The sequence below is a fragment of the Actinocorallia libanotica genome, from assembly GCF_039525175.1.
Taxonomy (GTDB): domain Bacteria; phylum Actinomycetota; class Actinomycetes; order Streptosporangiales; family Streptosporangiaceae; genus Actinocorallia; species Actinocorallia libanotica.
The window spans coordinates 64,756-89,247 of sequence record NZ_BAAAHH010000017.1 but is presented as its reverse complement, the minus strand read 5'-3'; the positions used below and the strand labels follow the sequence as shown (position 1 = coordinate 89,247).

Annotated in this window: 28 protein-coding genes; 16 read left to right on the top strand and 12 right to left on the bottom strand. The window is 67.3% G+C overall.

What is annotated here, in order from left to right; translation table 11 throughout:
* Positions 1-19: 19 nt before the first annotated feature.
* Together ABD140_RS20890 and ABD140_RS20885 are read left to right on the top strand one after the other, a co-directional pair.
* On the top strand, positions 20-505 hold the full coding sequence (locus tag ABD140_RS20890; protein ID WP_344242583.1) for a hypothetical protein: 486 nt from the start codon (positions 20-22) through the stop codon (positions 503-505).
* Positions 502-1,722, top strand: coding sequence for an MAB_1171c family putative transporter (locus ABD140_RS20885; RefSeq protein ID WP_344242582.1), 1,221 nt, complete (start codon positions 502-504; stop codon positions 1,720-1,722). Before ABD140_RS20890 ends, ABD140_RS20885 begins: the two co-directional genes overlap by 4 nt.
* Positions 1,723-1,789: 67 nt before the next feature.
* Here ABD140_RS20885 and ABD140_RS20880 read toward each other — a convergent pair whose 3' ends face one another.
* Both ABD140_RS20880 and ABD140_RS20875 read right to left on the bottom strand, forming a co-directional pair.
* Entirely contained in the window at positions 1,790-2,458 is a 669-nt protein-coding gene (locus ABD140_RS20880; protein ID WP_344242581.1) for a 2'-5' RNA ligase family protein, read from the bottom strand.
* A gap of 336 nt (positions 2,459-2,794) precedes the next feature.
* Positions 2,795-3,586, bottom strand: a complete 792-nt coding sequence (locus tag ABD140_RS20875; RefSeq protein ID WP_344242580.1) for a GntR family transcriptional regulator — start codon at positions 3,584-3,586, stop codon at positions 2,795-2,797.
* A 261-nt stretch (positions 3,587-3,847) separates the two neighbouring features.
* On the opposite strand from ABD140_RS20875, the gene ABD140_RS20870 reads away from it, so the two are divergent.
* Both ABD140_RS20870 and ABD140_RS20865 read left to right on the top strand, forming a co-directional pair.
* Positions 3,848-4,339 (top strand): ATP-binding protein, encoded by a 492-nt coding sequence (locus ABD140_RS20870; RefSeq protein ID WP_344242579.1) that lies wholly within the window; start codon positions 3,848-3,850, stop codon positions 4,337-4,339.
* Positions 4,336-4,977, top strand: coding sequence for a hypothetical protein (locus ABD140_RS20865; RefSeq protein ID WP_344242578.1), 642 nt, complete (start codon positions 4,336-4,338; stop codon positions 4,975-4,977). Before ABD140_RS20870 ends, ABD140_RS20865 begins: the two co-directional genes overlap by 4 nt.
* A 223-nt stretch (positions 4,978-5,200) precedes the next feature.
* Here ABD140_RS20865 and ABD140_RS20860 read toward each other — a convergent pair whose 3' ends face one another.
* Both ABD140_RS20860 and ABD140_RS20855 read right to left on the bottom strand, forming a co-directional pair.
* Positions 5,201-5,914: a creatininase family protein gene (locus tag ABD140_RS20860; protein WP_344242577.1), complete on the bottom strand. Its 714-nt coding sequence runs from the start codon at positions 5,912-5,914 to the stop codon at positions 5,201-5,203.
* A 7-nt stretch (positions 5,915-5,921) separates the two neighbouring features.
* The gene (locus ABD140_RS20855; RefSeq protein ID WP_344242576.1) at positions 5,922-6,926 is read right to left on the bottom strand and encodes an NsdA family TPR-like regulatory protein; all 1,005 of its coding nucleotides are present in this window, start codon (positions 6,924-6,926) and stop codon (positions 5,922-5,924) included.
* Positions 6,927-7,579: 653 nt separating this feature from the next.
* Between ABD140_RS20855 and ABD140_RS20850 the strand changes: the two genes are divergently transcribed.
* From ABD140_RS20850 to ABD140_RS20810, 9 genes are all read left to right on the top strand, one after another.
* The gene (locus ABD140_RS20850) at positions 7,580-7,843 is read left to right on the top strand and encodes a hypothetical protein (protein WP_344242575.1); all 264 of its coding nucleotides are present in this window, start codon (positions 7,580-7,582) and stop codon (positions 7,841-7,843) included.
* A gap of 65 nt (positions 7,844-7,908) precedes the next feature.
* The gene (locus ABD140_RS20845; RefSeq protein WP_344242574.1) at positions 7,909-8,295 is read left to right on the top strand and encodes a roadblock/LC7 domain-containing protein; all 387 of its coding nucleotides are present in this window, start codon (positions 7,909-7,911) and stop codon (positions 8,293-8,295) included.
* Positions 8,296-8,377: 82 nt separating this feature from the next.
* A complete protein-coding gene (gene fxlM / locus ABD140_RS20840; RefSeq protein ID WP_344242573.1) occupies positions 8,378-9,604 on the top strand; it encodes a methyltransferase, FxLD system in 1,227 nt (408 codons plus the stop codon).
* A 46-nt stretch (positions 9,605-9,650) separates the two neighbouring features.
* A complete protein-coding gene (locus tag ABD140_RS20835) occupies positions 9,651-9,827 on the top strand; it encodes an FxLD family lanthipeptide (protein ID WP_344242572.1) in 177 nt (58 codons plus the stop codon).
* Positions 9,828-9,971: 144 nt separating this feature from the next.
* Positions 9,972-12,359 (top strand): lantibiotic dehydratase family protein, encoded by a 2,388-nt coding sequence (locus ABD140_RS20830; RefSeq protein ID WP_344242571.1) that lies wholly within the window; start codon positions 9,972-9,974, stop codon positions 12,357-12,359.
* Positions 12,262-12,990: a thiopeptide-type bacteriocin biosynthesis protein gene (locus ABD140_RS20825; RefSeq protein ID WP_344242570.1), complete on the top strand. Its 729-nt coding sequence runs from the start codon at positions 12,262-12,264 to the stop codon at positions 12,988-12,990. The genes ABD140_RS20830 and ABD140_RS20825 overlap by 98 nt, the downstream gene beginning before the upstream one ends.
* Entirely contained in the window at positions 12,987-14,123 is a 1,137-nt protein-coding gene (locus ABD140_RS20820) for a lanthionine synthetase C family protein (protein ID WP_344242569.1), read from the top strand. The genes ABD140_RS20825 and ABD140_RS20820 overlap by 4 nt, the downstream gene beginning before the upstream one ends.
* Positions 14,105-15,058, top strand: a complete 954-nt coding sequence (locus ABD140_RS20815; protein WP_344242568.1) for a thiopeptide-type bacteriocin biosynthesis protein — start codon at positions 14,105-14,107, stop codon at positions 15,056-15,058. The genes ABD140_RS20820 and ABD140_RS20815 overlap by 19 nt, the downstream gene beginning before the upstream one ends.
* A gap of 14 nt (positions 15,059-15,072) precedes the next feature.
* Positions 15,073-16,212: a hypothetical protein gene (locus ABD140_RS20810; RefSeq protein ID WP_344242567.1), complete on the top strand. Its 1,140-nt coding sequence runs from the start codon at positions 15,073-15,075 to the stop codon at positions 16,210-16,212.
* Between the two features lie 409 nt (positions 16,213-16,621).
* Here the strand turns inward: ABD140_RS20810 and ABD140_RS20805 are convergent, their stop codons facing one another.
* From ABD140_RS20805 to ABD140_RS20790, 4 genes are all read right to left on the bottom strand, one after another.
* Positions 16,622-17,131: a GNAT family N-acetyltransferase gene (locus ABD140_RS20805; RefSeq protein WP_344242566.1), complete on the bottom strand. Its 510-nt coding sequence runs from the start codon at positions 17,129-17,131 to the stop codon at positions 16,622-16,624.
* Positions 17,132-17,207: 76 nt separating this feature from the next.
* Positions 17,208-18,434, bottom strand: coding sequence for an MFS transporter (locus ABD140_RS20800; protein ID WP_344242565.1), 1,227 nt, complete (start codon positions 18,432-18,434; stop codon positions 17,208-17,210).
* Between the two features lie 14 nt (positions 18,435-18,448).
* A complete protein-coding gene (locus ABD140_RS20795) occupies positions 18,449-20,059 on the bottom strand; it encodes an FAD-dependent oxidoreductase (RefSeq protein ID WP_344242564.1) in 1,611 nt (536 codons plus the stop codon).
* Between the two features lie 46 nt (positions 20,060-20,105).
* A complete protein-coding gene (locus tag ABD140_RS20790; RefSeq protein WP_344242563.1) occupies positions 20,106-20,282 on the bottom strand; it encodes a hypothetical protein in 177 nt (58 codons plus the stop codon).
* Between the two features lie 79 nt (positions 20,283-20,361).
* Here ABD140_RS20790 and ABD140_RS20785 point away from each other — a divergent pair, with 79 nt between their 5' ends.
* A complete protein-coding gene (locus ABD140_RS20785) occupies positions 20,362-20,727 on the top strand; it encodes a metalloregulator ArsR/SmtB family transcription factor (RefSeq protein WP_344242561.1) in 366 nt (121 codons plus the stop codon).
* 18 nt (positions 20,728-20,745) lie between these two features.
* Here the strand turns inward: ABD140_RS20785 and ABD140_RS20780 are convergent, their stop codons facing one another.
* Complete coding sequence (locus tag ABD140_RS20780; RefSeq protein WP_344242560.1) at positions 20,746-21,804, bottom strand: flavin-containing monooxygenase; 1,059 nt, start codon at positions 21,802-21,804, stop codon at positions 20,746-20,748.
* 119 nt (positions 21,805-21,923) lie between these two features.
* Here ABD140_RS20780 and ABD140_RS20775 point away from each other — a divergent pair, with 119 nt between their 5' ends.
* A complete protein-coding gene (locus ABD140_RS20775) occupies positions 21,924-22,292 on the top strand; it encodes an ArsR/SmtB family transcription factor (protein WP_344242559.1) in 369 nt (122 codons plus the stop codon).
* Positions 22,293-22,318: 26 nt separating this feature from the next.
* Positions 22,319-22,546: a hypothetical protein gene (locus ABD140_RS20770; protein WP_344242558.1), complete on the top strand. Its 228-nt coding sequence runs from the start codon at positions 22,319-22,321 to the stop codon at positions 22,544-22,546.
* Here ABD140_RS20770 and ABD140_RS20765 read toward each other — a convergent pair.
* The 3 genes from ABD140_RS20765 to ABD140_RS20755 all read right to left on the bottom strand — a co-directional run bounded on the left by ABD140_RS20765 (position 22,531) and on the right by ABD140_RS20755 (position 24,488).
* On the bottom strand, positions 22,531-23,613 hold the full coding sequence (locus tag ABD140_RS20765; protein WP_344242557.1) for an ArsO family NAD(P)H-dependent flavin-containing monooxygenase: 1,083 nt from the start codon (positions 23,611-23,613) through the stop codon (positions 22,531-22,533). The genes ABD140_RS20770 and ABD140_RS20765 overlap by 16 nt on opposite strands.
* A gap of 17 nt (positions 23,614-23,630) precedes the next feature.
* Positions 23,631-23,894, bottom strand: a complete 264-nt coding sequence (locus ABD140_RS20760; protein ID WP_344242556.1) for a hypothetical protein — start codon at positions 23,892-23,894, stop codon at positions 23,631-23,633.
* A 192-nt stretch (positions 23,895-24,086) separates the two neighbouring features.
* Positions 24,087-24,488, bottom strand: coding sequence for an arsenate reductase ArsC (locus ABD140_RS20755; RefSeq protein WP_344242555.1), 402 nt, complete (start codon positions 24,486-24,488; stop codon positions 24,087-24,089).
* Positions 24,489-24,492: the final 4 nt, after the last annotated feature.

Below are 24,492 nucleotides of genomic sequence, written 5' to 3'. Positions count from 1 at the left end.
TCATGATCTCGTTAGGGAGTTGGATGTCCCTGATCCGTGGGACTTTGAGGTATTCTGTAAGCTTTTGCAGGAGCGGCGCGGTCGTCCGCTAGAAATTCTTCCTATTTTGCCGGTTCGTGCCGATTTTCCTAATGGCTTGTTTCTATCGTTCGATACTGTCGACCGTATTTACATGGTGAAGGGTACGACTTCCTATCACCGTGAGCACATCGCCTTGCATGAGATCGGGCATCTGCTGCTGAAGCACCAGGGATACGGACTGGATATCAAGGAATTGGCCTCTGTGCTCTTTCCTGATCTTGACCCGGCTCTCGTGCAGAGGGTCCTCGGCCGTAGTGGGTACAGCGACCCGCAGGAACAACAAGCGGAATACTTCGCCGGCCTTGTACTGGCTCGGGCTGATGAGCGTCGAAGTCCCCGGTTCGTCGATGATCTGAATGCCGTGAAAGCAGTCGGCCGGCTGGAGGCGATTTGGGGCCCTGCCTCGCGGCAGGGGTTTTCGTGATCGACGCCGCCTTTTTCTCGGTCGCGGCTCTGGCGTTCCTCGCTGCTGTGCTGAAGGCGCGGGGACTGCGCAAGGGGCCGCCGCGGCCCGGACGGCTCGCCTTGTGCTGTCTGCTGGCGATGTTGGGCTTGGCCCTCGTGCTGCTGTCGGGTTCCGCCCAGGAGATCGAAAGCCGGATCTTCCCCAACCTGGGGCGGCTGCTGTCCAACGTGTGCACACTGCTGGCCGCGTTGGGAGTCGTGTCCCACCTGTTGAGCTTGAGCTACCCGCAGGGTGGGGCCAGGTCGATGATCCGCAGGAAGACGATTGGGTACGGGGCCGTCATCGCAGTGATGGTAGGGATGTTCCTGAGCAGTCCGGTGCCCGCCAGGGTGGGGGACTTCGGGAGCCTCTACTCGGAGCACTTCGCGCTCGTCCTCTACATCGACCTGTATGTTGTCCTGCTGGGAAAGTCGATGATCGACCTCTTGGCCGTCAGCATCCGGTACGCGCGCTATGCCCGCAGGGCGGCTTTGCGGCTCGGGCTGGGGATCGTTGCTGTCGGCAGTGTGGTCGCGTTGGCCTACCTCCTGGAGAAGGCGCTCTTCGTCCAGTCGCAGTCCTTCGGGTTCGCCTTCCCTGTGAACGGCCACGATGCCCCTTGTCCTGCGCTGGTCTCTCCTTTGGGTTGTCTCTTCTCTGTGACGTTCCCCTTGGTGGCAGTGCTGCTCATCACCGTGGGGATGACGTTGCCGACGTGGGGACCGCTACTGGCTGCGCCGGTGCGCTCCTCCAAGGACCGGTGGTTGTACCGCAGGCTCGGTCCCTTGTGGCGCATGCTGTACGAGGCGTTTCCCCAGATCGCCATGCCGGACACCATGAACCTTGGCTCTCGCTGGAACCTGCAGCGAAGAGTGATCGAGATTCGGGATGGGCTTCTCGTGCTTTCGCCCTACCGGTCTCCAGAGTTGGAAGACACCGTGAACGAGGCAGTGGAGCGCGCGGGTCTCAGCGATAGGGAACGAGCGGCGGTCGTTGAGGCGATGCTGATCGCTTTGACCTTGGACGCCTACCGCCGGGGGTTTCCTGCTGAGGCGCGTGAAGAGATTTCCTCGCTGGGAGGAGATGCGTCTGATCTGACGGGGGAGGCCTCCTGGCTCGCCAAGGTCGCAGAAGCGATGCCCACGGCACTCAAATTCCAGGAGTGGGTCGCAAGCTCGATGAGGACTTCTTCGTGACCCCTATCCGATAGGAGCTCCTGACGACATCAGCGAAGACCGGACCGCAAGACTTCGATGCCCGGTGCTACTGGCCCAGCTCGAAAGAGCGGTGACGATGCCAAGCATCGTCCTCGAAAGCGACCAGGTCGATGGAGGTGATGGCGGCGGAGAAGGGCAGGCGGTGCGCGAGATCCTTATCGACCTGGTCGAGGATCGGGTCGGGCTGGTGAATCGCCACGGTCAGGTGCGGAGATGTATCGACATACTTGCCGCCGTAGGGCAGGCAGTCGGGCCAGCGCGCGATGACGTCCGCGGTCAGACGACTGAGCGGGTCGGCGGGTTCAGGCGGCAGATACAGCATCGAAGGCCAGCGCGCGGTACGCCGGAACTCGACAACGAGCTTCCGGTGAGCGGCGAACAGCCGCGCCAGCTCGTCCATCACTGCGGCGTCGATCCGGTCCACATCAAGGAACGGGAAGAGCACGGTGATGTGGGCGTGGACGCCGGCGGCAGCTGAGCGGTCGTAACGCTCCCGCCAGAGCCCCACGACGGGCTCAGCCTCGGGGATGGCCACGACCAACGCGGTCATCCCGGTCCGGTAAGAAGACGGCGCGTCTGTCACGTTGGTGTGCTCCACGTCGGGTTCAAGGCCGTGTACGAGAACGGGCGGTGTATCCGGATATGAAATTTTGTGAGGTGATGATCTGTGCTGTGAACTTTCGAGCTGGGTGGATTTGAAGATCAGGCCGGTCACCGTCTCCTGTCCTTCGGTTGAGAGTTTGAAGAAGGCGCGAAGCTGGGCGCCGCGGGCCCCTGTTTCACATAAGATGGAAAGCTTTTCGATCTAATGCCCGATTTCTTCGGATATGTTCCCTTGAAAGAAATGTGCCGGACTCGCCCCGAAAAACTTAGCCGACCCTTCCAGTATCCGCTTTGTGGGATTGTCGGATTTTCCGATATGAAGCTTCCATAGATTTCTTATCTTCAGGTGCGAATCCTCAGCCTGAGATCATGCCGTGACCCGCAATCCGCCGCCCAAGGATGAAATGGGTTCAGTGGGCCAGTGTGGACGGGAACGCTTTTCCCGAGTTCAGGACGGATCGGCCGGGGAGACGGGCCAGGAGGCGGTGTCGTCGCGGTACAGCGCCGTGGCGATCTCTCCCCGGTCGGCGGGGATGAGCACGACAGTGACCTCTACGGGACGGTCAGTACGGGCTGAGAGGCCGGTGCGGGTCAGTTCCAGTACTGGCATACCGGATCGCGGCATGGCCAGCAGTCGGGCCTCTTCGGTGGTGGGCATGCGGGCTCGAATGCGTTCGGTCCAGGTCAGCGGACCGTGGCCGGCTTCCTCCAGCCGATCGAGGTATCCGCCCGGTCCGGTAGAGATCTCGCCTGCTTGCGGAGCGTCGACGAGAGCCTGGGGATGGATCCAGGAATCGGTGATATCGAACGGAGGCTCACCCACCGGGGCCATGACCCGACGACGGCGCAGCACCGGCTCTCCGGGTGATACGCCGAGTAGTTCGGCGATGTCGGCGGGAGCCGGCTGCATGCCGCGACGGGGCGGGATCGTCGGCAACCACTGCTCCTCGGGGGTGCTGGCACCAGGGAAGACGTAACCGGAGCGGGAACGCCTGATGGTGGTGTCCCGGGTGATGCGCCGCCGAGGAGCGCGTGGCCGCACGATGATGCCCCGGCGTTGGGCGGCCTCGACCAGGCCTGCGGATTCCAGTTCGGCGATCGCCCGGCGGATGACGTCCTTGCTCGCCTGGTAGGTCTGGGCCAGGTCCCGGTAGCCGGGCAGTCGGCCGCCCGTCGGGTACTCGCCCGCCTCGATGCGTTCTCGCAGGTCGGCGGCGATCTCCTGATACCGGGCTGCCATGGACATCATCCCCTTGATCTTCCGGCTCGACCGCGTCCAGTCATACCAAACAAGTATGGACCAGGTCCATTGACAACGGCCTCACTGAGTGTGACATTGGACCTGGTCCAATTGAGATGACTGCGGATCCGTTGTCCCGAAGCCGGGCACCCCACGCCGCTGCATGACGAGGACCGCTCGGGCAGCCTTCAGCGCCGCCCGCCCATCCTTCCGGGCCTCCGCCCAGGCAGGGGTTCAGATTCCAGAACGGGGATTCCACTCATGTCACCTAGCGTCTTCTGCCCCGACCAAGACGGGGAACCTCTCGAAGCCGAAACCCTGTGTCTCCCGGCGGTCGCTGCATCGGTTCCGTTCGCCCGCCGCATGGTCGCCCGATGCCTTTCCGCCTGGGACCTGGACGACCTCCTCTTCCCCTGCACTCAGGTGGTTGCCGAACTGGCCGCCAACTCCGTTGCCGAGGCCGACGCCGAGCGAACCCCCAAGCCGCAAGATCGTGGATCAAAGACGTTCACCGTCCACCTGGCCCGTACCTTCTCTCACCTGTTCGTCAAAGTCGGAGACGCTTCTCCTGACCCGCCCAAGCCACGGGACGCCACCGAGCAGGACGAGAACGGGCGCGGCCTGGTCTTGGTCGAGGCGCTGGCCGACCACTGGGGCTGGCACCTCGACGGCCCCGAAGGGAAGGTCGTCTACGCGGCATGGATCCTCCCTGGCACCTCCGCGACCGCACGCCCAGTGGAGGTGCGGTGGTGAGCGAGCAGCCGGCTGCGCCTGACGCCTACGATCCGCGACCGATCCCGCCTCTCCTTCTGCTCGCCCTCCCCTCAGGGCTGGACCAGGCTTCCGCCCTGAGGGACATGGTCCGCGCGATTCAGCAGACGCACACCGCGCTGAGCCAGCGCATCAAGGAATCCGTCCGGGCTGTTGAAAAGACAGGCCAGGGGGAGCAGGACTACTGGTGGGGCAGTTTGGCCGCCTTCAGCGAATCCCAGGATTTCCTGGTCAAGGAGCTCTGTGATCAGTTCGACCTCCATGACCAGTTCGACGCCTGCGAGCCGCTCTCAGGCGATCCGGTCCACGTCGGCACTTCGCCGTACCGGCCTCGGCTACCTGCGGCCGACGGTGTCGAGGCCGCAGACGAAGTGCTCGAGGTGCTGTACGCCAAGCGCGATCATCTAGCCTCGTTGGCCGCGAGCTTCAGTGCCGAAGCCGATAGCTGGAAGGATGCGGACACTGAGGACCGGTATCTCCTCAATCGCGGCATGTCCCTGGCCTACGCCACCGCGTGCGACCTCATCGAACAAGCCCTGGCCAGGATCACCGGACTCGACCTGGTGACCTTCACCGCCTTCCTCGACGAACACGGCACCAACCGCGGCGCCTACCAATAGAACGAGGAGGCATCGTCCTCTGGACAGCAGACGTCTCTTTCAGAGGAGTCCAGGGCCATGCCGGTCGCCGTTCATGCGGAGGTTGCGCGTGTCGAGCAGTTGGGAAGCCAGGTCGTCACGTCGCTGCGACGGCCTGGCTTCCCGGCTGCTCTCGAACTCACCGACGCCTCCCAACGGAGGAGATCAACAACTAGCTCTCGTCCCGACTGGTATCTGGAAGAGGTCAGGAGGTCGACAGCAGGGCCAGAAGCGCCGAGAAGGAATCGGTGAGGGATTCCAGGACGGCCTTGCCCTTGTTGGCCGCGGCGAGGGAGGGCCGACCGACGACACCAGTGGCGGTATAGCGTGCCAGGCCGGTGGTCAGCATGTGGCGGCGGTCCTCAGCGACGGTGTCGTCCGCTGAGGTGAGGGGGCCGACGAGGTCGGGGTAAGCATGGAGGAGCAGAGAAGTCTCCAGCTCGCCCGCGTGCATGTCCTCGTAGCTGGAGGTAACCAGGTTCGCGGCTTTCCGGGCGTCCTGCCAGTCCTCTCGGGCGGGGAAGAGAGCCATGCAGTGGCCGTTGGCGTTGGCCTCTTGGACGACGTTCGACAGGGTGTAATTCCCGCCGTGCCCGTTCACCAGGACGAGCGCCGGAACACCTGCCCTGTCCAGAGAATGGCGGACGTCCCGGACGATCCGGCTCAGTGTCTCGGAGGAGATGCTGACGGTACCGGCCCATGCGTTGTGCTCATGGGAGCAGGAGATCGTGATGGGAGGTAGCTGCAGCACCGGGTAGCTACGGGCGAGCTGGTCCGCGATCAGGCAGGCCACGATCGTGTCAGTGGCCAGCGGGAGGTGTCGACCGTGCTGTTCGAAGCTGCCGACCGGCAAGAGGGCAATGCCAGATCGCCTGTTCTGGACGTCGAAAGTGGTCGTGGTGGGCAGCAGTTCTTTCACGTTCTCCTCAGTTCGGAGTCGGCCACGGCGCCTTTGCCGCTGCGCGCACTTTACCTCGCACCTCTTCCACACTCCGGTCCCCCGACCACGGGGACAAAGCGGCTTCCAATGCGTTGAGTTGGGTGCCGACCCGCCAAGAACGGATCGTGCCTACGGCTTGGACGGCCTCCACTGCCACCTGACAAGCCTGTTCACGTTCGCCGAGAGCCGCGTAGGCCGTGGCCAAGCGTGCCAGCCCCAAAGCGCGATCGCGGGCCTGCATGGGATCCAGCCCGCGCGAGTGGTGTGCTTGCAGGACGGGCAGCGCATCGTGCGCTCGGCCTGCTCGCAGCAGAGATGCTCCGATCTCCATCTCGATGTAGGCCGGGGTGCAGTATCCGGCCCGGTCGGATTCTTCCTGGCCGAGACTGTCGTTGACCTCCGCCAGAGCCAGTTCGACGTCCCGTTGGAACTGGTGCTGGTCATCCGTATACGGCAGCAGGGCATGAGCGTGGAGACGCTGGCGCAGGATGACCGCACGCAGCCGCGGGGTCAGTCGTGGAGCGGTGGCCAGCGCGGCGTTGGCCAAGGTGAGCCCATGGCCGGGATCTCCGCTTTCGGTGGCTATGTTGCTCTTACGCATGAGGACATAGGCGGTGACCCGAGGGTCTCCCAGCTCCAGTGCATAGTCCAGCGCCCGGTTGGTCCATTTCGTGGCGCATGCGAAATCGCCGGCGTCTTGGAACAGCCAACCGCAGAACTCCACGAATTCAGTGGCGAAGATCAGGACGCGGGAACGGTCTTCGCCGGCGGTCCGGCAGATCTGCTCGACGACGGGGACATGCGACGTGATCGCGTTGAGCAGCAGGAGCGGACCGAGCATCGCATCGGCCTGGATGTGGGCCGCCAGGATTCCCTGCAGCCCGGTCAGGAGCGTAGTGCCGCCCAGGTCCATCCGGTTGATCTGGGCAGTCGTCACGATCATCCGGTCGGGAGCATCGTGTGGATCGCAAGGATGCCAGGAGCCGGACATCACGTGTCCTGCGCGAGCGTTCTGTTCCTGGCCAGGGGTGAACCACAGTAGGTTCCTGGGAACGCCCAGAAGCCCTGTCCACTGAGTCAGCCGGACCAAGTCCCGTACGGTGGGCCCGGACTCGATCCGGCTGAGCTGCGGTTGAGAGAGATGCAACCAGGAAGCGGCCACGCTCTGTGAGATGGCCCGTCCATGATGAGGGTGCTGACGAAACGCGCGGATGAGCCTGCCTACGTGTTGCGTCTCAACCGCTCGACGTATGTGGGGGTCCTCCCAGAAGTGCGCAGGCACGTCGGGTGGAGCCTGAAGCGTATCGCGATGCCCGCGCCAACAGGATCCGCACAGCTCGCCGCTGTTGTCGCGTGCCAGTCGTGTGCCGCACCGACGGCACGTATGCGCTCCCATGGCCTCATTCACTCAAAGGTCCTGTCCGGCGCCGTCACTTTGATTGACGGGCATCATTTTAGGCCGCTGCCAGGGTGAGGCATCGAAGAATTATGCGTCTTACGCATACCGCTTATGCATGGTGCGCATCGCCGCCAGCCGTCCTCTCCCTGATGCTGAAAACGAAGCAGCCGTCGCCCCACGGTCGGGTCGGCAGGCCGTTTTGGAACTTCTGTCCTCTTGGCGGAGCTACGGGAAGGAGTACTCCGATGTCCGGCTCAAACGCACTTTGGGCAGACGAAGCCCTCGAAGCGCTCAAGAACGAGTTCGGCAACACCCACCGTGTGTGGCGCAGCAAGTCTGAAGGCGGCCGGTCAGGCGGTTGGTACGCCACGCTCCGCCGCGGCCTCCGTCCCGAAGAGGAAGGGCGGCTTTTCCTCACGGTGGGTGCGGACACCCACCAGCAGCTCTACGACCTCCTCGCACAGCAGGCGGAGATCGCCCTGCGGCCACAAGACCTTCGCGAGGTGTGACAAGGCCCTGACGCCCATCCTTGATGGCACTCGAGCAGCGCCTTCACCAGGACAGGAACACGACGATGAAACGTGATACCGAGCCGCCGACCCAGCTCGGAGAGTTCTTCGCCCAGCTCTCGGTAGCGGGAGTACGGCATGCGGTGCTGCTCGGCGCGGACGGTCTGCTGATAGGCCGCTCGTCCCAGACCGAACAGGACGTCGGCGAGAGAATGGCCGCTGCCTGTTCCGGCTTGTACGCCCTGGGCATGAGCGCGGCCCCCGCCCAGGAGTGGCAGCCTGTTCAGCAGGTCCTCGTCGACTTCAGCGAGGGATTCTTGCTCACCCGCTCGGTGGACAAGCTCGTGCGCTTGGCGGTGCTCACCGACGGGGACGCCGACCTGGCCACGATCGCCGAGCTGGCTGAGCACCTCACCATCCGGTTCCGCCCCGTCCTGTCGCTGCTGAGCTGAGCGACGTGCCGGCAAGGGCGTGGATGCAGCCCGCTGCTGGTGGACGGACACCACGACAATCACGAGATCAAGGGAGATCCGCATGACGACGGCCGACAGCATCGCCGACTCCGACGAGGCGAGCCGCGCCCGCCAGGAGATGGTCGACAAGCTCGTCGCCTCCGGGATGATCACGTCCGGCGACGTCGAGCGCGCTTTCCGGACTGTTCCCCGCGAGGTGTTCATGCCGGAGGGAACCGATCTGGCGGCCGCCTACAACCCCGACGACGCGGTCGCCGCCAAGAGGGACGAGCACGGCCGGATCATCTCCTCGCTGAGCGCCCCGTTCATCCAGGCCCGCATGATCGAGCAGGCCGAACTCGCCCCGGGCATGTCCGTGCTGGAGATCGGCTCTGGCGGCCTCAACGCGGCGCTGATCGCCGAAGTGGTCGGACCCGGTGGCCGGGTCGTCTCCGTCGACATCGACCCCGACATCACCACCAACGCTGGCGCGGCTCTAGACGCCGCCGGATACGGCGGCCGGGTCGAGGTCCTGCTCGCCGACGCCGAGCACCCCGTCCCCGACCTGGACGAGGTGGACGCGGTGATCGTCACCGTCGGCGCCTGGGACATCCCTCCGGCCTGGACCGGTCCCCTCGCGCCGGACGGTCGCCTGGTGGTCCCGCTGCGGATGAACAACGTCACCCGCAGCATCGCCTTTGGCCGCGTCGGCGACCACCTGGAGAGCACCTCGTTGGAGGTGTGCGGGTTCGTGCCGATGCAGGGCGACGGCGAGCACCACGAGCGCGTCTTCGAACTACCCGATCCCCGGGGCGGGGCCGTCAAGCTTCAGTTCGACGTCACGCCCAAGGACCTGAGCCCGCTCGACGGAGTCCTGGCCAAGCCCCGTACCGAACTGCGCTCAGGCGTCGACATCCCGCGCGGCGTCTCCTTCGCCGACCTCCACCTGTGGTTCGCCTCCTTCCTGCCCGGCTTTTGCCGGGTCGCGGCAGGGGAGGGCACGGAGCTGGCCGAGGAACGCCGCTGGTTCCCCTTCGGGACGGTGGCCGACGATGGCTCCTTCGCCTACCTGGCGATCGGGCCCACCCTCGAGGGCATCGGCGATGAATTCCTCGCCCGCGGCTGGGGCGAGGGCGATGCCGGCCCGGCTCTGGTCGCCCAGATCCAGGCATGGGCGGACGCTGGACGGCCCCAGCCCGACAGTGTCGCGTTCTGGCCGAACGGCGGAGACCGCGACCTTCCCAAGGGTGCCGTCGTCCTGGAGAAGCGGCACGGCCTGGTCACGATCTCCTGGCCTGCGGCGCCGTAACGCCACAGGTCGGGGAAATCCCGAAACCGAATCTAAGGAGCAGGAAATGAGTGTCCTGACCCACGAAAGCCCCGCCGCCGTCCTGGAGGACGATGACTTCGTGCTGGACATGCGCGTCGTGGAGACCCTGACCCCGCTGATGGGCAACTGCAGCACCAGCGACGGCTGCGGCAGCACCTGCCAGACCAGCGCCTGCAACAGTGGGGTCGCCAACCCCGTCTGACCCGTTCCGAGCCTCTCCGCCGTCCCGTACCGCGTGGTCCAACGGGACGGCGGAGAGCCCTTCATCTTCCGGGAGTTCGATGTGAAGACGGCTCGCTCAGCCCCGTCCCTCTCCGTCCCTCTCGTTCCCTACACCCATGACGGCGTGGTCCTGGTCCGCGCGACCACCGACCCCGGCGGGCTCGACCTCCCCGACTTGGACCCCACCGACCGAACCGCGTTGGAGACCCACGGGCGTGCCTGGCTGACCAAAACGTGGGAGCGTCCGCAGATCAGGGCCGCGGTCGCAGCGGCCAGCCCTGATCTGGCCGCCAACCTGGACCGATGGGTCATTCCCGGAGACCATGCGACCGCCCGCGACGTGCGCCGCGCGGTTCTGTCCCTGGCCGGCTACGTGAAGCGGTGGCAAGGCCGCACCACGCCCTTCGGCCTGTTCGCAGGAGTCACCGCAGCCAGGATCGGTCCGGCCTCCGTCCGGATCGGCACCGGGCACCGCTCGATCGCCCGAGTGGACGCCGAATGGCTGACGGACGTCGTCGTCGGGCTCGAAGCACACCGACTGCTACGGTTGCGATTGACGGTCGTAGCAGCCAGCACTGCCGTCGTACGCGACGGTCGCCTCATCGTGCCGCGTCGCACCGAAACAGGTGAGCGTCTGCCGGGCCCGCTGCGCGATACAACAGTTCGCCACACCCGCCCGGTTCATACTGCGCTGGCCATCGCCCGCACACCGGTCCCCTTCACCCGGTTGGAAGCCGACCTGGCGCACGCCTACCCGACCGCGTCGCCCGTCGCGATCCGCAACGTGCTACATGGGCTCATCGACCAAGGCGCGCTCATCACGAACCTGCGACCGCCGATGACGGCTGTTGACGGACTCACGCACCTCATCACTGTTCTGCGCCACGCGCTTGAGGGCGAGACTCTGCCGGATCTGGAGGACGTCGCTGATCTCTTCACCCGACTGGAACACATCAACACCGACATCACTGCGCACAACGCCGGGGACACCGCGGCGGCCGACCGTGCGGTCGCGATGATGGCCGAAGCAGCCAGCACCACCTCACGGCCGTGCCTGGCCCACGATGTGCGGCTGGACGCCGATGTGTCCATTCCCGCCCAAGTGCTGGCCGAGGCCGAACGCGCCGCCGGAATCCTGCTGCGGGTGGTCACCCAACCGTTCGGGACCGGTGCATGGCTGGACTACCACGCTGAGTTCCGTCACCGATACGGGCCTGGCGCACTCGTACCTGTGGCCGAACTGGTGTCGGATGCCGGGCTCGGTCATCCCTCCGGTTTCCTCGGATCGACGAAAGCCCGGCCCGGCTGGCGGGCGATCACAGAACGGGATGTGGCGCTGCTACGGCTGATCGAGCAAGCGCACATGGACCAGGCCGAGGAGATCGTGCTGACCGACGCCGACGTCGACGCCCTCACGTTCGGCGACGCCGCCGCGATGGTGCCGCCCGACCGAATCGAGCTGGCCTTCGTCCTGCACGCCGTCGACACCGAAGCGATCGACAGTGGTGACTACCGGCTGCGCGTGACCGGAGCTCCCGCCGTCCCCACCAGCATGGCCGGACGATTCGGTCACTTGCTGGACGACGAGGAACGCGTCCGGCTCGCAGCCGGTTACGGCGATGCCTCCGGTGAAGCACTGGCGGTACAACTCGTCTTCCCGCCACGCCGCCCTCGCAACGAGAACGTCACCCGCACCCCGGTCTACCTCCCGCACATCGTGCCGCTCGGCGACCATCCCGACGACATGGCCGGGACGGTGATCGGAACAGAGGACTTGGCGGTCACCGCCGACGCCGAGCAGATGTACCTGATGCAGGCATCCACCGGCCGGAGGATCGTGCCGAGAATCCCTCACGCTCTCGAACTCACCGTGCAGACGCCCCCACTCGCAAGGTTCCTGGCCGAGGTCGCCGACGCGCGCACCGCCGCGTTCAGCCCCTTCGATGTCGGAGCGGCCCGCAACCTGACGCACATTCCACGCATCCGCTACCGTCGGACGATCTTGTCCCCGGCCCGCTGGGTCCTGGAGGCCGCAGACCTGCCCGAGCTGGAGACGTGGAGGCACAGGTGGCGGGTCCCGGCCCGGATCGTGGCGAACACCGGGACGCTGCGCCTACCGCTTGACCTCGATCAGCCGCTCGACCGGGCCCTCCTCGCGACCCAGCTGAAAAAGACGCCCCGCATCGAGCTGCTGGAAGACGCGCCGGCCGACGGGCTCGGGTGGTCGGATGGTCGACCGATCGAATTGCTCCTCCCGATGCGCGCCGCCGTGTCCCGCCCTTTGCCGGTGACGACGCCACCCGGCAAATCCCAACCGCCGGGTTCTGGTCTCGTGCTGGTCGCGCAACTGGCCGGCAATCCCGCACGATGTCGACGACATTCTGACCGACCACCTGCCCGGCTTCCTGGACGGCTTGAGCGGCCTGGTCGACTGGTGGTGGATGACCAGGACCCGCGACCTGATCCGGGTCGAGGCCGACCACCATCTGACGGTGATCGTCCGTCTCCATGACCGGCAGGGATGGGCGCCGGTCGTCCGCGCCTTCGGGGCATTCGCCGAATCCCTGGCTGGGGCCGGGCTACCCGGCCAGGTCACGTTCGCCTCCTACAACGAACATCCCGGCCGGTACGGGTACGGTGACGCGTTGGAGGCCGTGGAGCGGGTGTTCGCCACGGACACGAGCGCAGCCATCGCCCAACTGCAGGTAGCCAGGTCCAACGGAATTTCCTCGCAGGCAGTGGCCGCGGCATCGATGACGCACTTGGCCGCCGCGTTCGCTCCCGACCCCGCCACCGGTTACCGCGCATTGCTCGCTCGGCTGCCCCGGGGGAGCGGGCCGGTCGACCGGGCGTTGGCCACTCACGTCCATCAGTTTGCCGATCCCACAGACGGCTATCGAGCAGTCCGGGAACTGCCCGACGGCTCGGCGCTTGCAGAAGCATGGTCGGACCGCGATACCGCCCTGGCCGACTACCACCGGGCGGTGTCGGAACAGCGAGAAGCCGACAACGTGCTGCGTAGCCTGCTGCACGAGCACCACCGGCGAGCCGTCATCATCGACACCGAGGTCGAACGCGATACTTGCAGGCTCGCCCGCGCCGCCGCGATGCGCCGACTCGCCTTGGTCGGAGCCGTCCGATGACCTTGCAACCAGCGGGCCAGTCCCTTGCCAACGGTGCTGCCGGTCATGCCCTCCTGCACATCGAACGCGCGCTGCAGAACGGTGAGTGGGACAAAGCCCGAACCGTCATCCGTCAGGTGGTTGCCGAACCGGTCGACAGCGGCGTGAACGCCGGTCTGTACTACGGCGCCCCTGCTGTGGCGTTCGTCCTGAACGCGGCCTCCGCCGACGACCGCTCCCGCTACAGCGACGCCAGCCGCACCCTGGACCAGCACGTTAAAGCCGCAGTCGAGCGAAAGCTCAGACACGCGGCTGCGGCCATGAGAACCGGGCGGCCTACCGCGTTCGCCGACTACGACCTGTTCAAAGGGCTGACCGGTTTCGGGGTCCTCCTCCTGACCCGTGCCCCAGGCAGTGAAGTGCTTGGAAAGATCCTGACTCACCTCGTCCGCCTGGTCCGACCGCGGACAAGCGACGGGCTTCAGGTGCCAGGCTGGTGGGTCGATCACCATCCAGACCCCACCCTGCCGACGCCAGGGGGACACGCCAACCTGGGGATGGCACACGGAGCCGCCGGGATTCTGGCACTGCTCGCACTCGCCTCCCGCGCCGGGCGCATCATCGACGGCCAGCAGGAGGCGATCGAGAGCTTGGCCGACTTCTTTGACCAATGGCGACAGGACTCCTCTGCCGGACCTTGGTGGCCGCAATGGCTTACCTGCGATGACCTCCGCAGCGGAGCTCTCACCTCCCATACGCATTCAGGACGACCGTCCTGGTGCTACGGCGCCATCGGGATCACCCGTGCCCTTCAACTCGCTGCTGAAGCAACCGGTCAAAAATTCCGCCAGGAGGTCGCTGAGGAAGCTCTGGCAGCGAATCTGACAGACCGCCACCTCGATCGGCTCGACACACCAGGCCTGTGCCACGGGGTCGCCGGCGTCTACCAAACCGCCTACCGCGCAGCCCGCGACGCCCGACATCCCTCCATCGCCGAACGGCTGCCCGCGCTCGCAGCCCGCTTGACGACCCTGCCCGACGGCGATGCGAGTGGGCTCCTGACCGGCGCCGCAGGCATCGCCCTGGCCGCTGAGACCGCACGCCGTAACGTCCCTCCTGTTTCGGATTGGGACCGATGCCTGCTGATCACCTGATCTCGACCGCCGAGCTCGTGACCGCAGTCCGAGCCATCCTCGTAGGCGCCGATCCTGCTTCCACCGCAGCTCACTACGGGGCCGATCCTGCTGATCTCGACGATGCCGTAGCCGCCTATCACGCAGCTGGAACAGCGGCCTTGGAGCAACGCGCCAACGACGGCTGGTTCCAGGTCAAGGTCGAACCCGCCAATTGGGCGGCTGCCGAGAAGCTCGCCGCCTTCAGCTTTGGGCCGCGCTTGGATGAGCTGACTTCTGCCGGAGCGATCACTGGATGGTGGTTCCTGCGCAAATACCCCTGTTGGCGGCTTCGGTTCCACCGCGCCGATCCCCAGCCCGTCACCGAAGTCCTGGAGGAGCTGACCGCGGCTGGAGTGCTTACCGGATGGCGGACGAGCCTGTACGAGCCGGAGACCACCGCGTTCGGCGGACCGACCGCCATGGGCATCATCCACGACTTGTTCTGCGACGACTCCACCGGAGCTCTGGCCTACCTGCGGCAGCCCACCCCCGTCATCGGCCGACGAGAGCTGTCGCTCCTGTTGTTGAGTGGCCTGTTCCACGCGGCAGGCCTGGACGGCTTCGAGCGAGGTGAGGTATTCGCACGAACCGCCCACCTCCGCCCGTCACCCGACCCCATCGCACTCGCATCGCTCATCGAGAACATGCGGACCTTCCTGTCCATCACCAACCCGGCCAGCAGCCCCTTGTTCTCGACCGAAGGCGACGCCGCTCACTCGGCCGGATGGCTGGCCGCCTACACCGCCGCAGGCCACCGACTACGCGCCGCCGCCGACCAGGGCCGTCTCGAACGAGGTCTGCGCGCCATCCTCACCCACCTCGTGATCTTTCATTGGAACCGGCTGGGATTGTCCGCCGACCGGCAAGGCATCCTTGCCTCCGCCGCAGCCGCCGCGCTCCTGCCGCCCGACTGAACCAGGACCAGCACATGCGCCCCGACACCGTCTCCCTCGCACTACGCCACTTCCCCCTGATCGGATGGGCAAAGCCCGCCTGCCCCTCCCTCGCCGAACGCATCGACGAAGTGACTCGGACCGCTCACGCCGCCCACCGCACCGACACGGACCCGCTCCACGAAGGCGCACACGCCCTCAACATGGCAGCCCTGATCGCCTCCGACTGCGGCCTGCCCGACCTCGCCACCGACCTGTGCCACCAACACATCGACGCCTACCGAACCGCAGGAATGCACTTCACCGTCACCCAGGCCCGCTACCAGCTTGAACCCGTCATCAACCTCGCACGGCTCCGACTGCGCGCCACCGATGGACAAGCCACCCTCGACCTGCTCAACACCATGTACAAAGCCGCCATCACCCACACGGACTTCGAGGTCGACGGCCGAACCATCCGTCTGAGCGACCTGACCGGCACCCGCGAGGAATACCACCAGTTGGTGGAGTCGGTATGGCTCCAACTGCTCGGCGACGGCATCCGCGCACTGGCCCTCGCTGGCCGCTGGAACGACGCCGCCACCCACGCCCACGCGCACAACGGCATAGGTATACGACTCATGGAAGGCCGACAGGCGCTGGTGATCGCCCATCTACTAGCCGACGACCGCTCCCAGGCATCCGCCGCGCTCGACGAATCCGACCCAGTCGACCCCTGGGAGAGAATCGCCGCCGGCTGCCTGGCCGTCCTGTGTACAGAGCCCGGAACACAGGATGGGAGTGCAGCTCTCGACCGCATGCTGGAAGCCTTCTGGAACTACCAGTTCCGGCCCGAACGCATCGTGTTCCACACCCGCGCGGGCCTAGCCGCCATAGCCCTGACACAGCCGATCGACCCGGAGACTGCCGCACTGGTTCTAGAACACGTCGTAGACAAGGCCCTGCAGGTCGGTGACGGTTACGCCGCACGCGAGATCCTCCGGCACCACCTGGCCGCCCCTTTTCTCCATCGGGACTACCAGGCCACGCTGGACACAATGGTGGAGAGAGCAGGCCTCAACTCTGGGAAGATTCCGAAACAGCTGCACCGCTTGCTTTCGGCATCGGTAGACGAAGCAACAGCGGCCGTGCGATCCGCAATAGCCACCACGTCGCCGACCCCGGCGAAGGGCTAAACCGCTACAGTTCGGAAATATCACCAGTCTGCCGAACCCGATCTCCTCACCAGCGAGTCCGTGAAGCCGGGGGAGTGTCAAGGTGGCCGTGCTAGGGGAAGCTTAAGAGGTATCAGCCATATCCAGGGTCTTCTCGCAAACACTTCTCAGAATGAAGGATCGGGCCGTTTTGTATGAGAAAAAGTTCTGAGAAGAAATTGGAGTCTTCGAGGATCAGATTGGGCTCCTTGGGCGGTCTGCTGGAGGTGTTCTGGCAATCGAGGGTTTATGCGAATCGCGCAGAGCCCGCAGCGGCCCCTTATCAATAGGTGAAGAGGCTTCCGCAGAGGGTGCAGTCGAACTGGGTCCAAAGCCGGGATTCTCCGGCATGGGCGACTTCTGGTGCGGGCCGGTCAACAGCGGCGGTTGTTCAGGCCGAGGAGGAGAAGCCGGTGCGGGGGCTGCGGCGTTCTAGGAGGATGACGTCGCGCCAGTGGCCGTGGTGTTGGGCGATGCGTTCTCGGACTCCGATGGTGCGGAAGCCCGCACGGTGGTGGAGGGCGAGGCTGGCGGTGTTCTCGGGGAAGACGCCGGATTGGATGGTCCAGATCCCGGCGGCTTCAGTGGAGGCGATGAGAGCGTCCAGCAGGGCGGTACCAATGCCTTGACCGTGTGCGTCGGGATGGATGTAGAGGGAGTGTTCGACGACTCCGGCGTAGACGGTGCGGGTGGAGGTGGGGCTGACGGCGGTCCAGCCGAGGACCTTGCCGTCGGGTGCGGTGGCGACGTGGCGGTGGTCGGGGAGTCTGCTGGCGTCGAAGTCTTCCCAGGAGGGGGCGGTGGTTTCGAAGCTGGCGTGGCCGGTGTCCAGGCCGGCTTGGTAGATGGCCAGGACCTGGTCGGCGTCGTCGGTGTGCATGGGGCGCAGCAGGTAGGTCATGAAGCAGGCTCCCGGACGATGCGGAGGGAGAGGACGGCCGGAAGGGAGCGTAGCGGGCGGTGGCGGTGTGGGCGGTTCATGGTTTGGCGGGGGTACTGCCGACGGCCAGGAGCGCGGCGAGGACGGCGGCGGCGGTCAGTGCGGTGAAGAGGGCGGGGTAGCCGCCGAGGGTGGCGGCGAGGGCGGCTCCTGCCCAGGGAGCGAGGGCTCCGGCGATGGTGACGGGGGCGGCGAGGATGCCGGAGAGGATGCCGTAGGCGGTGGTGCCCCAGCGGTCGGAGATGGCGGTGGCCTGGAGGAGGGTGGTGATGCCGCGGGCGGTTCCGGCCAGGGTGGAGATGGCGATGAGCAAGGTGATGGGTCCGGGCACGATCGCGAGGGCGGCGGTGGTGGCCGCCGACAGGGCGAGGATCCACACGGTGCGGGCGCTGGCGGTGGTGTGGCGGGTCAGCAGGCCGTAGCCGAGGCGCCCGGCGATCTGGCCGACGCCGCCCAGGCCCAGTGCCCAGGCGGCCAGGGTGGTGCTGGATCCGCGTGCGGTGAGCAGGGGGATGAGGTTGATCATGACGGCGTACGTGGCGAACGCCGACAGGGTCAGGGCCGCGGTGAGCAGGAGGAAGGCGCGGCTGCGCACGATGGCGGAGACGGAGCCGTGAGGTGTCTCGCCGTGCGTTTTCGGTGCCTCGGGCCAGGGCTGGCGCAGGCCGAGGGCGTGCAGGGGCACGGTGATGAGGGCGAGGAGCACGGCGAGCACCAGGTAGGTGTGCCGCCAGGTGAGGTGGGCGGCCAGGGCGTCGGTCAGCGGCGCGAACACCGTGCTGGCCAGTCCCGCCACCAGGGTGAGGGTGGTCAGGGCGCCGAGGTGGCGGGGTGCGTAGTAGCGGGTGAGGGCGGCGAAGGCGGGCTGGTAGAGGACGGCGGCCTGGGCGATCCCGGCGAGCAGCCAGGCGATGGTGAACCAGGCGAGGTTCGGTGCGGTCGCGATCAGGGCGAGTGATGCGCTCGCCAGAAGCGAGCCGCCGGTCATCAGGATGCGGGGGCCGTGCCGGTCCAGGAGCCGCCCGGCGGGAATGCCGATGAGCGCGGCGAGGACGAGGGAGGCGGAGAACGCGGCGGTGACGGCCGGGGTGGACCAGCCGGTGTCGGCGGTGATGGCCGAGGCCAGGACAGGGAAGGCGTAGTACAGCACGCCCCAGCTGGTGATCTCGGTGATGCACAGCGCGATCAGCGGAAGGCGCGAGGGCCGGTCGGCGCCCGCGGCGGTGTTCGCCGCGGGCGCCGACCGGGAGAAGAGACGACGCATGTGTCGGTCGAGTCTCAGGATTCGGTGTCGCCGGAGTAGCCGTGGGTGCTTCCGGTGGGGAAGCCGAGCCCGGCCGGGGTCCCGAGGCCGATCGTCACGGGCTGCGGGGCGCTGCCGCAGCACGAGACGGCCTCGGCGGGGGCGGGTTCGGGTGCGCAGGAGGTGCCGCATCCGGGCTCGGCGCCGGGCAGGAGGTCTTCGGTGATGAGGCTGGTGGAGCACACTCCGGTCTCGGGCAGGTCGAGGTGGACGGTGTCGGCGGCCTCGCGGTCTCCTGCCAGGGCGGCGACGACGGAGCGGACCTGCTCATAGCCGGTGGCCATGAGGAAGGTGGGGGCGCGGCCGTAGCTCTTGGCTCCGACGAGGTAGAAGCCGCTCTCGGGGTGGGCCAGGACGCGTTCGCCGTGCGGGGGGACGGTGCCGCAGGAGTGGAAGTTCGGGTCGATCATCGGCGCGAGATTGACCGGTGCTTCGGTGGCCGGGTCCAGGGCTACGCGGACTTCGCGGAGCATGTCCACATCGGGGCGGAAGCCGGTGGCAGGAACCACCAGGTCTACGCTCAGCGTCCGCTCCCCGTCCGGGGTGGTGCCGGTGACGGCGACGGACGCCCCGCCCGGTGTCTCCTGCAGGGAGGTGATGGTGAAGGAGCGCACAAGGTCGATCTCACCGGCTTCGACGGCCTGCTTGAGGCGGGTGCCCAGGGCGCCGCGGGCGGGCAGTCCGTCGGCGTCACCGCCTCCGTACAGGCGGGCGACCGAGGCGCCGCGCACGGCCCAGGTGATGCGAGTGCCGGGCGCCTGGGAGGCGAGTTCGGCCAGTGCGAGGAGGGTGTTGGCGGCCGAGTGGCCCATCCCGACGACCAGCGTGTGCCTGCCGGCGAAGCGTTCCCGGTCGCGGCCCAAGACGTCGGGCAACGGCCCGGTCAGGTAGGCCCCGGCTGCTTCTTCGCCGATCGCCGGGAGGCCGGAGTGGCCCAGCGGGTTGCGCCGTCCCCAGGTGCCGGAGGCGTCGATGACGGCGCGGGCCGTGATGTCCTCGACGGTCCCGTCAGCGTCCTGGATGCGCACGAGCAGCGGGTGGGCGTCGCGGTTGACGGTTCGGGTGGCGTCGACGCCGCGGCGGGTCACGGCCACCACGCGGGCTTCGGTGCGGATGCGTCCGGCCAGGGCGGGGACGGCGGCGAGCGGTTCGAGGTAGTCGCGCACGAGGTCGGCGCCGGTCGGCAGGAGTTCGGGGTCGGGCGCGCTCCAGCCTTCGGCTTCCAGGAGGCGGCGGGCGGCGGCGTCGGTGTCGTAGCGCCACGGGGAGAACAGGCGCACGTGCCCCCAGTCGGCGATGGCCGCGCCGACCGTTGGTCCGGCCTCCAGGACGAGGAAGTCCAGGCCGCGTTCGGCCAGGTGCGCGGCGGCGGCCAGCCCGATCGGCCCGGCGCCGATGACGACGACCGGCGAAGCGTCCTGGCCGTCTCCGTTGTGGAGGCAGCCGCAGCCGGCGTCGGTCTTGGCCTGGAGCACGGTGGTGGACGGGTCGAGGGAGGACTCGGCGCCGGTGCAGCAGGCGCTCACCCCGCAGCAGCTGTCATCGGCCGCCGGGGCGGCGGGTCCCTGGGAGGCGGAAGTACTCATGATGGCTCTCTCCTTCAGAACTCAAGAACACCGGATGGTCGAAAGATCAAAGACGCAAGCGCAGTACGTCCGCCTTCACGCGGTCGCGGTGGGAGGCTGAACGGCACGCGCTGTCGCAGGCCCGGCCGCCGCAGCACTCGTTGAAGGTGATCCGCTCCTTCACTCGCTTCCCGCGGCCACCGGTCGCACCCAGCGCAAGGATCCTGCTGAACAGGCTGCGCATCGCCCACCTCACTATTTCGAAGTCTGTCTAAGTAGGTCAGAGTTTGCCTTTCTGGATAGATGGATGTCAAATTAGATGCATGTCGAAGCTGCTGGACGTCGAGGACGTCACCGCCCGGGAGTGCTGCGCGCCGCTGAACGGCCCGGCGATCGGCGAGGGGGAGGCCGCCGAGCTGGCCCAGGTGTTCAAGGCGCTGGCGGATCCGGTGCGCCTGCGCCTGCTGAACCTGATCGCCGCGAGCGAGAGCGGCGAGGCGTGCGTGTGCGATCTGACCGGCCCGTTCGAGTTGTCGGGACCGACGATCTCCCACCACCTCAAGGTGCTGCGCCAGGCCGGGCTGATCACCGGGGAGCGGCGGGGGACCTGGGTGTACTACCGCGTGATGCCCGATGCGATCACCCGCCTGTCCACCTTCTTCACCCTCCCCATGGCCGCCCCTGCCTGATCCCCCGTTCGGCGCGGTTCAGGCTCCGGGGCGTGCGCGCAGTGCGGTCATGACGTGGCGGGCATCGGCCCCGACGCCCCGCAAGGTGGCGGAGGCGAACGAACGCTGCCACTCCAGGCCCACATACCCCAGACCGGCATGGGTCGTCGACAGCCCTTGGCGGTGCAGCGGCATCCCTGTGGAGTCCAGGGCGCCGGCCTTGGACAGGTATCCCAGCTCGGGCCGGTACCCGGTCGCCAGTAGCACTACATCGACGTCCTCGCGCGTGCCGTCCGCCCAGACGACGCCGGTGGCGTCCAGGCGGCGGAACATGGGCCGCCGATCGGGCCGTCCCTGCGCGATCGCCTGCCGGTAGGCGCCGGTGTCCATGACCGGGGTTCCCTTCCCTCCTGTCAGGAGTGGCCTCGCCCATCCCGCGGTGTCCAGGCCGAAGGTCTTGAGCCACAGATGAATGTCGCGGCCGAACGGCCGCTGCGGCATGAACCGCAGCGGATGCCTGGTCGCCAGCGTGACGCTCGCCTTCTCGGCCAGCTCGATGCCGATCTGCACCGCGGAGTTCCCGCCGCCCACGATGACGACCCGGCGCCCGGAGATCTGTTCGGGGCCGCAGTACTGGCTGCTGTGCAACACGGTGCCGCCGAAATCCTCCAGCCCCGGCAGGTGCGGCCGGTGAGGCCGGCCGAACCCGCCTGAGGCGGCGACCACCCGCGCGGCGGACAGGGTCCCGGCCCCTTCCACCTCCACCTCGAAGCCGCCCGGTCCGGCGCCGGTGACAGCGACCACCTTCTGGCCGGTGCGGATCTCGGCGTCCAGGTGTTCGGCGTAGGCGGCCAGGTAATCCACGACCTCGTCGCGCGCGGGGTAGCCGTCCGGGTCGCCGGGGAAGGGCTTGCCCGGCAGAGCACTGCACCTGGCCGGGGAGAACAGGGTCAGGCTGTCGTAGTAGTGCGACCACGAGCCTGTGGCCGAGTCGGACGCCTCCAGGACGAGCGGTGCCAGGCCCAGGCCTGTCGCCGCCCGCGCTGTGGCCAGCCCGGCCTGGCCTCCTCCAATGATGATCACGTCGTGGTGGGTCATGACCACAACATATCGTCATTTCGTGAAATCGCAATATGATGGAGCGTGGGAAGATGGCTTCGGAAGCCCGGCAGAGCTCCTGGGGCCGTGCGGGCGGTGAAGTCTGGAGGAACGACGCGGTGAACGAGATCGAGCCGACCATGCACGCCGCGGACGCGGCAGACGCCTCGGCGGGCTGCGGTGCGGCCGTCCAGCCGAGCGGGAAGCTGCGCGACTTCCTCAAAGGCCTGGCCAGCGAGCAGCGCCAGCAGACCCTGGAGGTGTTCGCCGGCGGCGCCGAACTCACCGTCGGCTCGGTCGCCGAACGTCTGGGGATCGGCCAGTCCACAGCCTCCCAGCACCTGTCGATCCTACGTCGGGGCGGCCTGCTCGCCTCACGCCGCGAAGGCAAGCAGGTCTACTACCGCGTCGATGCCGCCTCCGTCGAACCGCTCCTGGACGAACTGCGCGCCTACCTGCGCACCTGCTGCCCGCCTACCGGCTGCTGACGAGGCTTGTAAGGCATCGGGAGCGGTTGAAGCGGTGTGGCGCCGCTGGGCAGGGCGAATGGCAGGAGCGCGAGCTTGATCTCGCGTTCGACATCGCCCTCGGCATGCATCACGAAGTCGATGCGCTCCTCGCCGTCGTGGGCCCCTTGCCGCTTGAAGTCGGGTGGGCTTCGATCTTCTCGATGGCTGCCTTCACCGCGGCGGTGACGTTCTTTCTGCGGGAGTCTTCTTCAGCGGCCTATCGGGGTGGCTGAGAGGTCTGGAGTTGTGCGGTGATCTGGGTGACGGCGTCTCGGGCGGTGCGGCCGACGCCGATGAGGGTGGCAGAGGCCGGGCCGGTCCAGTCGCCGTAGCCCAGGAGGTGCAGGCGGGGCTCGGCGACGGCGCGGGTGCCTTGGGTGGGGATGAGGCCGTCGCGGGTGCGCAGGCGCAGCGGGGTCAGGTGGCCCAGGTCGGGGCGGAAGCCGGTGCACCACACGATGGTGTCGCAGGCCAGGTGAGTGTCGTCGGGCCAGGCGACGCCGACGGGGGTGATGCGGGCGAACATCGGCTCGGCCTTGAGGACGCCGCGCTCGCGTGCTTCGCGGATCGGTGGGACGGCGACGATGTCACCGAGGCCTCCGACGCCGGCGTGCTCCTGTCCGGAGGTGAGTGCCTGGTAGCGGCGGGTCGCCAGATCGAAGAGGGCCTTGCCGTCGATGTCGTCGGGCAGGAGCTTCGGCGGGCGGGACGTGACCCAGGTGGTCTCGGCGACGGTGGAGATCTCGGCGAGCAGCTGGGCGGCGGAGTTGCCGCCTCCGACGATCACGACGCGCTGTCCGGTGAAGGGTTCGGGGCCGGTGTAGTGGGCGGTGTGGAGTTGGCGGCCCGCGAACTCGCCGATGCCCGGGTAGTAGGGGATGTAGGGGCGTGACCAGGTGCCGGTCGCGCTGATCACGATCTTCGCGTGCCAGTCGCCCGTGCCAGTCCGGACGAGGAGGCCACCGTCGGCCCGGTGGACGGCATCGACGTGCACGGGCCGCACCATGGGCAGGTCGTAGCGGCGCTGGTAGTCGGTGAGGTAGGCGACGGTGCCGGACGCGGTGGGGTAGCCGCCGTCCGCCGGAGCAGGCATCATCCGGCCAGGGAGCGAGCTGTACTGGGAGGGGGAGAACAGGCGCAGTGAGGGCCAGGCGTGCCGCCAGGCTCCGCCCGGCTGGTCCTGGTCGTCGAGGATGGTGAAGTCGATCCCGGCGCGGCGCAGGTAGAAGCCCGCCGCCGATCCCGCCTGACCGCCTCCGATGATCAGGACATCGACCTCACGCCCCTGTGTATCCGGCACGTTCTTCGCCCTCCGCCTCAGAGCAGGCAGGCGTCGGCGGCGCGCCCCTGGTCGGTGACCGTCCACACGGCGGGCGTGACCTCCTTGATCAGGCCCCGCTGCGCCAAGCGCCAGGCCAGGATTCCGGCCATCTCGGCGATCGCGTACCGGTAGGACGGATGACTGCCCGGGCCTCGGGCGGCGACCAGATGTCCGCCGATCTCGGCCGTGCTGAGCGGCCCGTGCACGCAGAGCAGCTGCAAGGCCTCCCGCTGGGCCGCACTCGGGCGCTCGTCCGCCATGGTGATCGTCTCCCTGTCCGGTAGCGCCTGCGTTCGAGGGGTTCTGTAGCGTCAACGCCCCTTACCCCTCAACTATTTCGAAGAATATCGAATCAGTGGTGGTTTGGGATACCGGGCGGTGAGGTGTGGAAGGTGGAGCCGCCGTGCCTCGCTGGAGGACTCCAGCGAGGCACGGCGGGTCTTCTGTGGTCGTCAGACGCCGAGTTCGACGATGAGGCCCTGGATGCGGGTCTTGATCTCGTCGCGGATGGGGCGGACGGCCTCGACGCCCTGGCCGGCGGGGTCCTCGAGGGTCCAGTCGAGGTAGCGCTTGCCGGGGAAGATGGGGCAGACGTCACCGCACCCCATGGTGATGCACACATCCGAGGCCTCGACGGCATCGGGGGTGAGGATCTTGGGTTTCTGGTCGGTGATGTCGATGCCTACTTCTTTCATGGCCTCGACCACGGACGGGTTGACTGAGTCGGCGGGGGCGGAGCCGGCGGAGCGGACTTCGACCTTGTCTCCGGCGAGGTGGGCGAGGAAGGCGGCGGCCATCTGGGAGCGTCCGGCGTTGTGGACGCACACGAACAGGACGCTGGGCTTGTCGGACATGGGG

What these genes read in the sequence shown, in the direction of transcription:
- ABD140_RS20875 (WP_344242580.1), bottom strand. Translation starts at nt 3,586, where the DNA reads ATGGCAGCCCGGTATCAGGAGATCGCCGCCGACCTGCGAGAACGCATC.
- ABD140_RS20870 (WP_344242579.1), top strand. Translation starts at nt 3,848, where the DNA reads ATGTCACCTAGCGTCTTCTGCCCCGACCAAGACGGGGAACCTCTCGAA.
- ABD140_RS20855 (WP_344242576.1), bottom strand. Translation starts at nt 6,926, where the DNA reads ATGTCCGGCTCCTGGCATCCTTGCGATCCACACGATGCTCCCGACCGG.
- ABD140_RS20850 (WP_344242575.1), top strand. Translation starts at nt 7,580, where the DNA reads ATGTCCGGCTCAAACGCACTTTGGGCAGACGAAGCCCTCGAAGCGCTC.
- ABD140_RS20845 (WP_344242574.1), top strand. Translation starts at nt 7,909, where the DNA reads ATGAAACGTGATACCGAGCCGCCGACCCAGCTCGGAGAGTTCTTCGCC.
- fxlM (WP_344242573.1), top strand. Translation starts at nt 8,378, where the DNA reads ATGACGACGGCCGACAGCATCGCCGACTCCGACGAGGCGAGCCGCGCC.
- ABD140_RS20835 (WP_344242572.1), top strand. Translation starts at nt 9,651, where the DNA reads ATGAGTGTCCTGACCCACGAAAGCCCCGCCGCCGTCCTGGAGGACGAT.
- ABD140_RS20820 (WP_344242569.1), top strand. Translation starts at nt 12,987, where the DNA reads ATGACCTTGCAACCAGCGGGCCAGTCCCTTGCCAACGGTGCTGCCGGT.
- ABD140_RS20815 (WP_344242568.1), top strand. Translation starts at nt 14,105, where the DNA reads ATGCCTGCTGATCACCTGATCTCGACCGCCGAGCTCGTGACCGCAGTC.
- ABD140_RS20810 (WP_344242567.1), top strand. Translation starts at nt 15,073, where the DNA reads ATGCGCCCCGACACCGTCTCCCTCGCACTACGCCACTTCCCCCTGATC.
- ABD140_RS20805 (WP_344242566.1), bottom strand. Translation starts at nt 17,131, where the DNA reads ATGACCTACCTGCTGCGCCCCATGCACACCGACGACGCCGACCAGGTC.
- ABD140_RS20800 (WP_344242565.1), bottom strand. Translation starts at nt 18,434, where the DNA reads ATGCGTCGTCTCTTCTCCCGGTCGGCGCCCGCGGCGAACACCGCCGCG.
- ABD140_RS20795 (WP_344242564.1), bottom strand. Translation starts at nt 20,059, where the DNA reads ATGAGTACTTCCGCCTCCCAGGGACCCGCCGCCCCGGCGGCCGATGAC.
- ABD140_RS20790 (WP_344242563.1), bottom strand. Translation starts at nt 20,282, where the DNA reads ATGCGCAGCCTGTTCAGCAGGATCCTTGCGCTGGGTGCGACCGGTGGC.
- ABD140_RS20785 (WP_344242561.1), top strand. Translation starts at nt 20,362, where the DNA reads ATGTCGAAGCTGCTGGACGTCGAGGACGTCACCGCCCGGGAGTGCTGC.
- ABD140_RS20780 (WP_344242560.1), bottom strand. Translation starts at nt 21,804, where the DNA reads ATGACCCACCACGACGTGATCATCATTGGAGGAGGCCAGGCCGGGCTG.
- ABD140_RS20760 (WP_344242556.1), bottom strand. Translation starts at nt 23,894, where the DNA reads ATGGCGGACGAGCGCCCGAGTGCGGCCCAGCGGGAGGCCTTGCAGCTG.
- ABD140_RS20755 (WP_344242555.1), bottom strand. Translation starts at nt 24,488, where the DNA reads ATGTCCGACAAGCCCAGCGTCCTGTTCGTGTGCGTCCACAACGCCGGA.